Below are 12,301 nucleotides of genomic sequence, written 5' to 3' on the forward strand. Positions count from 1 at the left end.
GTCACCCCGTAAAAAGAGGAGGCCCACTCACCTCCACGTGATTTGTAGTGTACTGATATCCCTGTAACTCAAGAATACAAAAAAATCGCTCAAGGATAACGGATTTCATTCCGTTTTGTGCCTTGAGCGAAGCGAAAGGAATGGGTATAACCATGAAGAAGCAATTGGCTTTCCTGCTCGGCGCGGCGCTTCTCTTGCTGGTTGGGTGCGGCGGGCAGTCCGAACGACAGGTTCCGGGCAAGGTATTGTTGGTTGCTGCGGCCGCATCGCTGGAGCCTGTTGTCAAGCAGTTGGCATGGTCCTACGAGGCAGAGCACCGGGACGTGAAGATCCAATTGACAACCGGATCCAGCGGAGCACTTGCACGCCAGGTTGAACAAGGGGCGGCTTTTGACCTGTTCCTGTCAGCGGGTGAGAAAGAGATGGAGGACCTTGTCAAAGAGAATCTGGTGGAGGAAGACACGATCAAGAAGTTTCTTGCCAACCGGCTGGTGGTGATTGTTCCGGAAGGCAAACGGACAATCAAGGGACTGGACCAGTTGAAGAACCCGGAATACAAACGAGTGGCTGTTGCCGAATCCGCTTCCGTACCGGCCGGGAGGTATGCCAAACAAGCGCTGGAGCGGGCGGGCATATGGCAGGAATTGCAGCCAAAGTTTGTGTTTGGGAACTCGGTTCGACATGTATTGACTTATGTGTCGTCGGAGAATGCCGAAGCAGGAATTGTCTACCGTTCCGACGCGATATCCGATGAAAAAGTACATATTGCGCTTGAGATTGATGATAAACTGCACGATCCGATCCGTTACCCGATGGCAGTTCTCAAGCGGAGCAAGAATTCGGATGCGGCAAGGGATTTCTTAAACTTTTTGGAATCGCCGAAAGCGAAGGAAAAGTTTGCAAAAGCGGCGTTTCAGGTGATGCAATGACAAGCATGTGGACACCGGTATGGCTCTCCCTGCAGGTCGCAGGATTGGCAACCTGCATTGTGGCTGTCCTGGGCACGGGTATCGCCAGATGGATGCAGCGCTCCCGCCTTCCTGTGAAGGAACTGCTGGATGCCCTGTTTCTGCTGCCGATGGTTTTGCCGCCTACGGTGACAGGCTTTTTGCTGTTATGGCTGTTTGGGAAAAAGGGGCCGATTGGCCAGATGCTGGCGGCTGCGGGAATTGAGATTCCCTTTACATTTGCAGGGGCTGTAATTGCCGCTTCTGTGGTTTCCTTTCCTCTGATGTATCAAAGCGCCTTTGCGGGCTTTCTGTCTGTTGACCGGAAGCTGGAAATTGCGGGATTGTCCCTGGGGGCCAGCGGCGTTCGAACCTTTTGGCAGGTGACACTGCCTTTGGCAACGCCCGGTTTGTTGTCCGGCATTGTGTTGACCTTTGCCAGAGCTCTGGGGGAGTTTGGCGCAACTCTAATGTTGGCCGGCAACATCCCTGGAATCACGCAAACCATTCCTTTGGCAATCTACACTGCAACCGAAGCGGGATATATGAAAGAGGTGTCCTGGTTTGTGGCCGTAATGACAGTGGTTTCGTTTGGGTTGGTATTCCTGGTAAAGCGGTGGAGCAGGCTTTACACTGTAAAGCAAGGGGGGAGATGGCGTGCTTGATGTACAAATCTCCAAACGACTGCCTGATTTTACACTGGATGCCGAGTTTTCGGCAGATGGCACCGTTCAGGTAATCGTTGGTCCCTCAGGGTCCGGCAAGACGACTCTATTGGAGTGCATTGCAGGCATCCAGACACCGGATACAGGGGAAATTCGCCTGGGGAACCGAACGCTTTTTTCCAAGGCAACGAATGTGAATGTGCCCGTGAACAAACGCAAGATTGGCTTTGTATTTCAGGAATACGCTTTGTTTCCTCATCTGTCTGTCAAACGAAACCTGTTGTTCGCAAGGGGAATCTTGCGCTCACCCGATGCCCCGACCAGGTCTCTTCTGCAGAGGACAGCCGAACGCCTGGGAATCGTTCCTCTGATGGACAGAATGCCGCAGGAGTTGTCGGGAGGGGAACAACAGCGGGTTGCGCTTGGCAGGGCGTTGGTCATGGAACCTGAATTGCTGTTGTTGGACGAGCCGTTTTCCGCATTGGATTCGGGCACGCTGCACAAGGTACTTCCCCTAGTGCAGGAAGTGATTGCGGAACTGAACATCCCGACCCTTCTGATCACCCATCAGGAAGAGGTGGCCAAAGCGTTTGGCTCGCGCATCCTGCGAATGGAACATGGAAAACTGACTCATTGCAGGATTCAGTGAAAATGTCACTTTTAAGTTCTCCTTTCTTTGATTGGGAAGTTCTTATTTCTTGTACCTTACAACGAGAAGCTTAATATAGCCGGGGGCAACTTTTACGTTTTCCACTGCCCCTTTCGTAGCAACTCCACCAACAGCAACGGGATCAGGGTGATAACCGTTGCTTTGGAGACTTTTCCCATCAAATCCCCTCCCTTTGTGAAGTCGCGTCTTTCTCTCTCAATTCATTATGCACCGCTTCGCTTCGGTGAAGAGGAACTTACCGGTGTTCTATTTGTTAGACAATTTGCAAAAAATCTATTGATCAGCTTCTGGTTTTGTGTTATATAAAAATTATAAAACCGGTTTCGGAAAACGGTTTTAGAAAACGGTTCGAGATATGGGGTGAATCGAATTTGGCAACAATCGATGACGTGGCAAAAAAGGCGGGGGTCTCGAAAAGTTCCGTGTCACGGGTGTTGAACGGAAATTTTCAATACATGTCCGAAGATACGAAAAACAGAATTCTGGATGCGATTCGGGAATTAAGCTATACTCCGAATTCACTGGCGCAAAGCCTCAAGAAAAAGAAGACGCAAACGATCGGAATCATCTTGTCCGATATTTCAAACCCGTTCTGGTCTGAAGTTTTAAAAGGGGTACAGGATGAATGCATGCGGAACGGATACGGCTTGATGGTCAGCAGTTCGGGGGAGGATCCCGACTTAGAAAAGGAAAACATCCTGATGCTGAAAAACAAGCAGGTGGACGGGTTGATTGTGAACACAACCGGTCATAACTCTGACTTGTTTGAGAATCTGACAGCGGAGAAATTTCCTTTTGTGTTTCTTGACCGGTTGCCAGACGGTACGATCACCGATACGGTGGTGGTCAACAATGTGCTGGGCGCGAGGCAAGCGATTCAATTTCTGGTTGATCAGGGACATAAACGAATCGGAATTCTCTTGTACCCGATAGAGAATAAGAGTCCGAGGATTGAGCGCCTGGAGGGGTATAAACAGGCACTTACGGCAAACGGAATCCCGATAGACGAATCGCTGGTGAAAATTTGCAGGCAGGAGAGAGGGAGCGGCATTGAGGCAGTACACGAGATGTTGTCGCTGCCGGACAGGCCGACCGCGATTTTTTCCACAAATACCATGTTGAATCTGGAAGTTCTCACGGGTGTCAAGAAGGCAGGGTTCAAAGTACCGAAGGATGTTTCGGTGATCGGATATGACGATTACCCGTGGGTTCCGCTGCTCGATCCGCCGCTAAGTACAGTAGCGCAGCCGGCATTTGAAATGGGGATCCAAGCTGCGGCTTTGTTGCTAAATAAAATGAAAGCCAAAAGATGGAAAAAGCCACAGATTGTCCAGTTGGATCCGGAGTTACTGATCCGCGACTCCTGTACCCCCCCGATCAAGATGCGTTAGGAGGTGAAATAAACCCCTGTCCGAACCTTAATTTTCTGATATTTCGAATTGTAATAAACTTTCAGGAGGGTCAGATTATGAAAAAAAGAATTGTTTCCGCAATTGCTTCAATTTCTCTTGCCATGCTGTCGATAACAGGGTGTTCGCAATCGGCATCGAACGGTTCAGGGCAAAAAAACAACACAGCGGCACCGACAGAAGAGAAAAAACAAATCGTATTGAAACTGGGCCACGGAACGGCTACCAATTCTCTCTATCACGCCGGTTCGGTCAAATTTAAAGAACTGGTGGAGGCCAAAACAAACGGACAAATCAAAGTGGAAGTGTACTCGGACGGAACCATCGGTCATGACAAAGAGCTGATTGATTTTATGAAAACCGGCGGAGCTGTTCAAATGGGGATGCTCGGGGTGGAGCCCCTTACGACGATTGAGCCGAAGCTGAAAGTGGTCAATTTGCCGTATCTGTTTACCGACCGTGAAACCGCTTACAAGGTGTTGGACGGTGAACTGGGTGCGGAAATGGTGGCCTCATTGCCGAAAAAACAGGGACTTCGTGTACTGGCTTATTTTGAAAACGGGTTCCGGCATCTGACAAACTCAAAACGTGAAATACTTACGCCCGAAGATGTAAAAGGGCTCAAAATCAGGACTCCGCAAAGCCCGGTGTCGCTCAGTATTTTTAAAGCACTCGGTGCCAATCCGACACCAATGGCTTTTGGTGAAGTCTTCCCGGCACTTGAACAAAAAGTGATCGATGGTCAGGAGAACCCGCTGTCGCTGATTTTTTCGGCCAAATTTTACGAGGTGCAAAAGCATGTCGCTCTGACAGGGCATATGTACTCCCCGATGGTTCTTGCGATCAGTGAAGCGGTCTGGTCCAAGTTGACGCCGGAGCAGCAAAAAGCGGTGCAGGAAGCGGCTAATGAGGCCAGGGATTACGAACGGAAGCTGAGTGCCGAACAGGAAGCGGACCTCGTCAAGAAGATTGAAGCGGCAGGAGTCAAAATCAGCCGTCCTGACGTTTCGAAGTTCAAGGAAGCAACCAAGAACGTTCACCTTGAATTTGATAATGAATATGGAGCCGACTTCTATGAAAAATTGATGAAAGCCACTTCCAAATAACTGGATCATTTGGATAGGGGCCCATGTGGCCCCTTTCAATAAAAAACCGGAGGAGAGCCGATTATGATTGTTCAGGCCGAGAATTTGAGAAAGTATGTGTCCGCAGTTTTGCAAACTGTGGGACTGCCGGTTCAGGACAGCGACATTGTTGCCGAAAGCCTGGTGTCGGCCAATTTGCGAGGAGTCGATTCACATGGGGTGACCCGTCTGCCGATCTATGTGAAGCGTTTAAAATTGGGTGTTGCCAACCCGGATCCGCAAGTGAAGGTCGTTGAAGAGAGTGACGCCACCCTTCTGATCGACGGCGATGACGGAATGGGCCAGGTGGTGGGTACGAGAGCGATTCGCTTAGGGATCGAAAAAGCAAGAAAAAGCGGAGCTGTCTTTATCGGAGTGAAACGCTCAACCCATTTTGGAACGGGCGCATTTTTCGTTCAGCAAGGGGTCAACGCGGATCTGGTGACATACGCCATGTCGAATGCTCCGGCCACCATGGCACCCTGGGGCGGAATACAGCCTTATATCGGGACGAATCCGTATGCGTTCGGAGTGCCGGTAGGCAAGCACAAGCCGATTATTCTGGATATGGCTACCAGTGTGGTAGCCAGAGGAAAAATTATCATGGCTGCCCAAAAGGGTGAAGAAATTCCATTGGGCTGGGCGATCGACAAAGAAGGAAGACCCACGACCGATGCTGCTGCGGCATTGGAGGGATCGGTGCTTCCCTTTGGAGGTCCGAAGGGATACGCGATTTCTCTGATGATCGATATTATGAGCGGGGTATTGACGGGAGCCGGGTTTGGCCCGCATATCAACAATATTTACGGCGACTTTGACAAACCGCAAAATGTCGGCCATTTCTTTCAGCTGGTTGACATTAACCGGTTTATGCCCGCAGATTTGTTCAAACAGCGAATTGATCAAATGATTGACGAAATCAAATCTGCTCTGAGGGCGGCCGGAACGGATGAGATTTTCCTGCCGGGCGAAATCGAGTTCAGGGTCGAACGGCAGAGGTTGGAACAAGGCATTCCTCTCAGCCGGGAAGTCTACGTAGATATCAAAAAAGTGGGAGAAGAATGCGGAGTTTCCATAAACGATTACGAGAGCGCCATTCTCGCATAGGGGAGAGAAACAATGAATCTGTTGAGCCGAATTTTTCAATACGAACTTCCCACCCAAATTGTTTTCGGTGTGAACGCCATTCAAGAATTGCCGCAGAAAGTGCGGAAACTGGCAGGTTCCCGGGTATTCGTCGTATCGGATCCCGGAGTGGAGCAAGCCGGAATTTTAAAGAAAGTGACAGATCTTTTGGCAGAGTCCCACATTACGTTTGAGACTTTTACAGAAGTTGACAGAGAGCCTGATGTAAAAACCATTGGCATTGCCACCGGCAAAGCGAAGGAATTTGCGGCCGACCTGGTGATCGGTGTCGGCGGTGGAAGCGCTCAGGACGCGGCGAAAGCGGTTGCCGTAATGATTAACAATGAAGGAAAAATCACCCAGTATGCGGGTTTAGATAAATTGCCCAATCCGGGGGTGCCAATCATTTGCATCCCGACGACTGCCGGAACCGGAAGTGAAGTCACGATCTGGACGGTCATCTCCGAGAAGGAGAACAATATGAAGTTTGGAATTGGAGGCAAATACCTGGCTCCGACTCTGGCGCTTTGCGACCCGGCTCTGACATTGTCGCTGCCGGGACCGATGACCGCCGCCACAGGCATTGACGCATTGACCCATGCGCTGGAGTCGTTTGTCAATAAAGCGACGCAACCGGTTTCAGAAGCTTTGTCGCGTGAAAGCATGAGACTGATCGCCAAGAGTTTGCGTAAGGCGGTGGCACAAGGCGATAAACTGGAAGCTCGTTACGATATGTTGCTTGCAAGCACAATTGCCGCCATGGCGTTCAATCCGACACGGCTCGGGTTGGCTCACGCACTTTGTATGCCGTTGGGAGGAAAGTTCAAAGTCCCGCACGGTGTAGCAAATGCAATTCTGCTTCCGCAGGTGATGGAATTCAATCTGGTCGGCAACCTGGAGAAGTTTAAGGAGATCGCCGAAATCTTCGGAGAGAATACGGAAGGACTGCCTTTGCGGGATGCGGCCGAACTTTCGGTCAAGGCTATCCGGCAATTGAATAGGGATATCGGCATCCCGGCGGGACTCAGAGAGTATGGGGTAACGGAAGAGAATCTGGACTATATTGCCCGGGAAGGCATGACTAGCGGGAACGTCCTGGTTAACCCAAGAAAGCCCACTCTGGAAGACTTGAAGGAAATTGTAAGAAGATCGATCTAACAAAGGAGGATGCGGGTCATGCAAGCAATCCGAGCAAACGTGAAAATCTATAAAAACTTCATCAACGGGGAATGGGTGGATGCGTCCTCGAAAGAGGTTTATCAGGTATACAACCCGGCGAACACCGATGAGACAGTCGGAGAGTTTCCGCTTTCGACGGAAGAAGATGTGGAAAAGGCGGTGCAAGCGGCACACAAAGCGTTTGAGGAATGGAGAAAAGTGCCCGCTTCCGAAAGGGCAGAGTATATCTACCGATTCATTGAATTGTTGGACCGGAACAAGGGTCTTCTGGGGGAAGCCCTTTGCAGGGAACAGGGCAAACCGTTGAAAGAAGCTGTTACCGAAGCGATTCGCGGAGTAAAGGAAATGAGATATGTAGCCGGAGAGGCAGCGAGGCTGGACGGCATAACTTTGCCAAGCGACAGAAAAGGCGTACTCAATCTGACCGTTCGGGTTCCGATCGGAGTGGTGGCTGCCATTACCCCGTGGAACTTCCCGGTATTAACCCCGCTTCGAAAAATCGTCCCCGCGTTAATTGCGGGATGCACCGTCGTATTTAAGCCCGCAACCAATACGCCGCTCACCGCCGTCCTGCTTATCGAGCTGTTAGAAAAAGCGGGTCTCCCGGCTGGCACTGTCAACCTGGTGGTAGGAAAAGGCAGAAAAGTCGGTGACGCTTTGGTAGGTCATCCTTTGGTAAAAGGAGTCTCTTTCACGGGATCTACTCAAGTTGGACGCAGCATTTATCAAACAGCAGCCAAGAATTTTACAAAAGTTCAACTGGAACTTGGCGGGAAAAATCCGGTGGTTGTGGCGGAGTACGGTGACTTGGAAGGCGCGGCAGACCATATCGTAGGTTCGGCATACGCCAATGCCGGCCAACGCTGTACAGCCATCAGCCGAGTGATAGTACTTGAGAAGCATGCCGATCAACTCGAACAGTATATCCTCAATAAAGTGAAGCAGTACAAAGTGGGGAACGGCATGAATCCGGAGACGCAAATAGGTCCGGTGGTGAGTCAGGATGCCCTGAACACCATTATGGAATACATTGAAAGCGCCAAAGAAGAAGGTGCCACTATTGCCCTGGGCGGCAATCGTTTGACGGGAGAAGAGTTTCAGAAAGGATACTTTTTTGAACCGACCTTGATTACAAACGTGACTCCGGAAATGCGGGTTGCGAAAGAAGAGATTTTCGGACCGGTGCTCGTTGTGATCCGTGTCAATTCGTTCGAAGAGGCGGTTCAAGTCAGCAACAACACCGAATATGGACTGACCGCATCTATTTTCACCGACCGGATGGATTGGGCACATGCTTATGTCGATGAAGTGGAGTCGGGAATGGTGCATATCAATAACGGAACCATCAGCGAAGGGCATATGCCGTTTGGCGGAGTCAAGAACTCCGGTGTCGGCCCCTATTCGATCGGAGGGACCAATAAGGACTTCTATACGGAGTTGAAGGTTGTTTACCTGCAGTACAAACAGTGAAGGAGGAGAATCATGCCAAACATTGGATTTCGAATTTTTCCGGCGGTCAGAAAAGCTTCCACTGAACTGCTAAGGCAATACCGGGACTTTGTCACTCCCCACCTGTCCGACAATATGAACCGGTTAAATGCTGTCGATGCGAGGATTCGTCCGATCCATGCAAGCGGCAAACTGGTGGGATCGGCTTTTACTGTCAAGACCAGACCTGGTGACAATCTGATGATCCACAAGGCGATTGACATGGCCGGGCCCGGGGATGTGATCGTAGTCGACGCAGGCGGAGATTTGACCAACGCCATTATCGGCGAGATTATGGTGCGGCTTGCCAAGAAGAATGGAGTCGAAGGGTTTGTCATTGACGGTGCCGTCCGGGATTACGAAGCAATCCGCGAACTGAATTATCCGGTCTACGCAAAGGGAATCATCCACCGCGGCCCTTACAAAGACGGTCCTGGCGAAATCAATGTTCCCATACAGATTGGCGGTGCGGTAGTGAACCCGGGTGACATTGTTGTAGGGGATTTGGATGGGGTTGTGGTGGTCCCGTTTGAACAGGCCGAATTTTTGATCGGGAAAGTGAAAACCACCATGGAAATGGAGAAGTCGATCCTGGATTCCATCGAGAACGGCTCCGTCGATCGCGGTTGGGTTGACGAGCTGCTGCGAAAAAAAGGGTGTGAAGGCGTTTGAAACCCAAAGTGTATATCACCAGAAAACTTCCGGAAGAGGTGGTCTCCAGAATCCGGGAGGTTTGCGAAATCAGGATGTGGGAAGAAGAAGAAGTTCCCGTACCCCGTTTTGTTCTCGAAAACGAGATTGCGAAAATCGATGGTTTATATTGTTTGTTGACCGAGACGATTGACCGGACTCTCCTTGAGAAAGCTCCGAAATTGAAAGTGGTCAGCAACATGGCGGTCGGCTACAACAACATTGAGGTTTCGGCCGCCACGGACAGGGGCATCCTAGTCACCAATACCCCGGGGGTCCTCACCGAGACGACAGCCGATCTCACCTTTGCCCTGCTGATGGCAACGGCCCGCAGGATTGTAGAGTCGTCCGGGTTTTTGAGGAGCGGACAGTGGAAGACGTGGTCGCCGATGCTACTGACCGGACAGGATATTCACGGAGCGACATTGGGGATTATCGGACTGGGCAGAATCGGGGAAGCTTTGGCGAGAAGGGCCAAAGGTTTCGACATGCGGTTACTTTATCATAACCGCAGCCGCAAACCGGATGCCGAGAATCGATTGGGTCTCGAATACACGGATATGGAGACATTGTTGCGGGAATCCGATTTTGTGTGCGTAATGACTCCTTATACACCCGAAACCCACAATCTGATCGGCAAAGCACAGTTGGCTCTGATGAAAAAAAACGCTGTTCTCATCAATACGGCCCGCGGCGGAATCGTCAACGAAGATGACTTGTACGAAGCATTGAAAAAAGGCACGATTTGGGCGGCCGGCCTGGATGTGTTCGAACAGGAACCAATTCCCTTGAATCACCCGCTCTTGACTCTTCCAAACGTGGTGACTCTTCCGCACATCGGCAGCGCGAGCGTCAAAACCCGGTTAAAAATGGCCCATCTGGCAGCCGATAACCTTCTGCAGGCATTGTCCGGCCAACGCCCGGCACATCCAGTGAATCCGGAAGTCCTAAAGCAGAATAGAAGCTTGGCGCTGCGGCAAAATTAGCAAGGGAGTTGTGGTGTATGCGGAAAATTTCCAAGGCAATCGGCAATCTGCTCAACGTTGCGATTGCCTTTTCTTTAGGAATCATGTGTATTCTCGTCTTTATCAACGTAGTGTTGCGATATGTGTTTAACTCCGGCATCACTTGGTCGGAGGAGATCGCGCCGATTTTGTTCATTTGGTTGGTGTTCCTTGGATCCATCGCGGCCCTGAAAGACAATCAGCATCTGGGAGTTGACATGTTCGTGAAGAAACTCCCGCGGGGATTGAAAAAAACCGTCTTTCTCATCAGCAGCCTGCTGGTTCTGTATTGTCTCTGGCTGCTACTTGACGGAAGTTGGAAAATCACTGTCCTGAACATGGACAGTAAAGCGCCCGCGACGGGTCTCCCGCTCTCGTTTGTGTATGGAATCGGCATCATTACAAGTATCGGAATGGGCATTATCATACTGTTCAACATCTATCAAGTCTTGACAGGCAAGAAATCGGCCGATGAATTGATGACCGTGCAGGAATCGGAAGAACTTTTGGATCCTACGATGAAACAGTAAGGCAGGGGGGAGAAAGAAATGACATTGACCGTTTTCGTTGGTGCGCTGCTGGGAGCGATGGCGCTCGGAATGCCAATCGCTTTTGCATTGCTGGTAAGCGGTGTCGCCCTGATGTTCTTCCTGGACGCATTCGACAGTCAAATCATTGCCCAAAACTTGATAAACGGGGCAAATAGCTTTCCGCTGCTGGCGATCCCGTTTTTTATCCTGGCCGGGGAATTGATGAATCTCGGAGGAATTTCCAAACGCATTGTGAATTTTGCGATGGCACTGGTCGGACATATTCGGGGGGGTCTCGGCTACGTGGCAATTATAGGAAGTGTGCTGTTCGCTGGGTTGTCCGGTTCGGCAGTGGCAGATACGGCAGCGCTCGGGGCCATTTTGATTCCCATGATGGTGAAAGCGGGCTATGACCGCAACCGGTCAAGCGGTTTGATTGCAGCGAGCGGAATCATTGCTCCCATAATTCCGCCCAGTATACCGATGATTATCTTCGGTGTAACAGCGAACGTATCGATTACCAAGCTGTTCCTCGGAGGCATCGTTCCGGGTCTCCTGATGGCGGCCGGATTGGCAATCACCTGGGCGTGGCTGGTTCGCCACGGCCACTATGACGTCTCCCCCCGCAAGTCTTTTAAAGAAATGATCAAGGCAACGGTGGATGCAATTTGGGCGCTGATCCTGCCGGTGATTATCGTCGTTGGGATGCGCGGAGGGGTGTTTACCTCGACCGAAGCGGCGGTTGTGGCTGTCTTTTACGCATTGTTTGTCGGATTCTTCGTCTACCGGGAACTGAAAGTTTCCCACATTTATGAAGTACTGGTGTCCGCAGCGAAGACCACAAGCGTTGTGATGTTCCTGGCCGCTGCGGCAATGGTGTCCGCATGGTTAATCACAATTGCCAACATTCCGGGAGAACTCACCCAGATCCTGGGGCCGTTGGTCGATAACAAGACTCTGCTCCTGTTAATGATCATGGCACTCGTGCTGGTTGTCGGCACGGCTGTCGATTTGACGCCGACGATCCTGATCCTGACCCCGGTGTTGATGCCGATTGTGCAGAAGGCCGGCATCGATCCGGTTTACTTTGGGATTCTGTTCATTCTGAACAACTGTATCGGCTTGCTGACTCCTCCTGTCGGAACCGTGTTGAACGTGGCATGCGGTGTGGGCAAGGTCGACATGGTCGGCATCATGCGGGGGGTATGGCCGTTCCTGATTGTGCATATTGTGATCCTGCTTCTGTTGGTGCTGTTCCCGGAAATCGTCACCGTTCCGATCGAGTTCCTGGACAAAAAGTAGCGAAATTGCCGAGGAGGGGTGAAACAATTTGGCGAAATGACTACATGGAAAACTGACTCATGGAAAACTGACTCATGTCAAGATTCAGTGAAAATGTCACCTTAACTGTTCTATGAAAATGTCACTTTTTAGTTCCCCCCTCGTTTCATACGAAGGGGTTTCAAGAAG

At 50.8% G+C, this 12,301-nt stretch carries 12 protein-coding genes; all 12 read left to right on the forward strand.

Features of this window, described 5'->3' with window-relative positions:
• Positions 1-152 precede the first annotated feature (152 nt).
• The 12 genes from modA to EFBL_RS07520 all read left to right on the forward strand — a co-directional run bounded on the left by modA (position 153) and on the right by EFBL_RS07520 (position 12,133).
• Positions 153-929 (forward strand): molybdate ABC transporter substrate-binding protein, encoded by a 777-nt coding sequence (modA, locus tag EFBL_RS07465; protein ID WP_165912761.1) that lies wholly within the window; start codon positions 153-155, stop codon positions 927-929.
• Positions 926-1,612 (forward strand): molybdate ABC transporter permease subunit, encoded by a 687-nt coding sequence (gene modB, locus EFBL_RS07470; protein WP_096181520.1) that lies wholly within the window; start codon positions 926-928, stop codon positions 1,610-1,612. The genes modA and modB overlap by 4 nt, the downstream gene beginning before the upstream one ends.
• Entirely contained in the window at positions 1,605-2,261 is a 657-nt protein-coding gene (locus EFBL_RS07475; protein WP_096181521.1) for an ATP-binding cassette domain-containing protein, read from the forward strand. The genes modB and EFBL_RS07475 overlap by 8 nt, the downstream gene beginning before the upstream one ends.
• A 392-nt stretch (positions 2,262-2,653) precedes the next feature.
• Positions 2,654-3,673 carry a LacI family DNA-binding transcriptional regulator gene (locus EFBL_RS07480; RefSeq protein WP_096181522.1) on the forward strand — a complete coding sequence of 340 codons (1,020 nt, stop codon included), beginning with the start codon at positions 2,654-2,656 and terminating at the stop codon, positions 3,671-3,673.
• Between the two features lie 77 nt (positions 3,674-3,750).
• Positions 3,751-4,797, forward strand: a complete 1,047-nt coding sequence (locus EFBL_RS07485) for a TRAP transporter substrate-binding protein (RefSeq protein WP_165912762.1) — start codon at positions 3,751-3,753, stop codon at positions 4,795-4,797.
• Positions 4,798-4,860: 63 nt separating this feature from the next.
• On the forward strand, positions 4,861-5,922 hold the full coding sequence (locus EFBL_RS07490) for an Ldh family oxidoreductase (RefSeq protein ID WP_096181524.1): 1,062 nt from the start codon (positions 4,861-4,863) through the stop codon (positions 5,920-5,922).
• Positions 5,923-5,934: 12 nt separating this feature from the next.
• Positions 5,935-7,098: an iron-containing alcohol dehydrogenase gene (locus tag EFBL_RS07495; protein WP_096181525.1), complete on the forward strand. Its 1,164-nt coding sequence runs from the start codon at positions 5,935-5,937 to the stop codon at positions 7,096-7,098.
• Between the two features lie 18 nt (positions 7,099-7,116).
• The gene (locus tag EFBL_RS07500; protein ID WP_096181526.1) at positions 7,117-8,589 is read left to right on the forward strand and encodes an aldehyde dehydrogenase family protein; all 1,473 of its coding nucleotides are present in this window, start codon (positions 7,117-7,119) and stop codon (positions 8,587-8,589) included.
• Between the two features lie 12 nt (positions 8,590-8,601).
• On the forward strand, positions 8,602-9,279 hold the full coding sequence (locus tag EFBL_RS07505; RefSeq protein WP_096181527.1) for an RraA family protein: 678 nt from the start codon (positions 8,602-8,604) through the stop codon (positions 9,277-9,279).
• Entirely contained in the window at positions 9,276-10,283 is a 1,008-nt protein-coding gene (locus EFBL_RS07510; protein WP_096181528.1) for a 2-hydroxyacid dehydrogenase, read from the forward strand. Before EFBL_RS07505 ends, EFBL_RS07510 begins: the two co-directional genes overlap by 4 nt.
• Positions 10,284-10,300: 17 nt before the next feature.
• Positions 10,301-10,831 (forward strand): TRAP transporter small permease, encoded by a 531-nt coding sequence (locus EFBL_RS07515; RefSeq protein ID WP_096181529.1) that lies wholly within the window; start codon positions 10,301-10,303, stop codon positions 10,829-10,831.
• Between the two features lie 18 nt (positions 10,832-10,849).
• Positions 10,850-12,133, forward strand: a complete 1,284-nt coding sequence (locus EFBL_RS07520) for a TRAP transporter large permease (RefSeq protein ID WP_096181530.1) — start codon at positions 10,850-10,852, stop codon at positions 12,131-12,133.
• Positions 12,134-12,301: the final 168 nt, after the last annotated feature.

Source organism: Effusibacillus lacus (genome assembly GCF_002335525.1).
In the GTDB taxonomy this organism is placed as follows: Bacteria; Bacillota; Bacilli; order Tumebacillales; family Effusibacillaceae; genus Effusibacillus; species Effusibacillus lacus.

Coding starts and splice junctions, on each gene's coding strand:
- EFBL_RS07515 (WP_096181529.1), top strand. CDS start 10,301: ATGCGGAAAATTTCCAAGGCAATCGGCAATCTGCTCAACGTTGCGATT.
- modA (WP_165912761.1), top strand. CDS start 153: ATGAAGAAGCAATTGGCTTTCCTGCTCGGCGCGGCGCTTCTCTTGCTG.
- EFBL_RS07490 (WP_096181524.1), top strand. CDS start 4,861: ATGATTGTTCAGGCCGAGAATTTGAGAAAGTATGTGTCCGCAGTTTTG.
- EFBL_RS07500 (WP_096181526.1), top strand. CDS start 7,117: ATGCAAGCAATCCGAGCAAACGTGAAAATCTATAAAAACTTCATCAAC.
- modB (WP_096181520.1), top strand. CDS start 926: ATGACAAGCATGTGGACACCGGTATGGCTCTCCCTGCAGGTCGCAGGA.
- EFBL_RS07495 (WP_096181525.1), top strand. CDS start 5,935: ATGAATCTGTTGAGCCGAATTTTTCAATACGAACTTCCCACCCAAATT.
- EFBL_RS07520 (WP_096181530.1), top strand. CDS start 10,850: ATGACATTGACCGTTTTCGTTGGTGCGCTGCTGGGAGCGATGGCGCTC.
- EFBL_RS07505 (WP_096181527.1), top strand. CDS start 8,602: ATGCCAAACATTGGATTTCGAATTTTTCCGGCGGTCAGAAAAGCTTCC.
- EFBL_RS07485 (WP_165912762.1), top strand. CDS start 3,751: ATGAAAAAAAGAATTGTTTCCGCAATTGCTTCAATTTCTCTTGCCATG.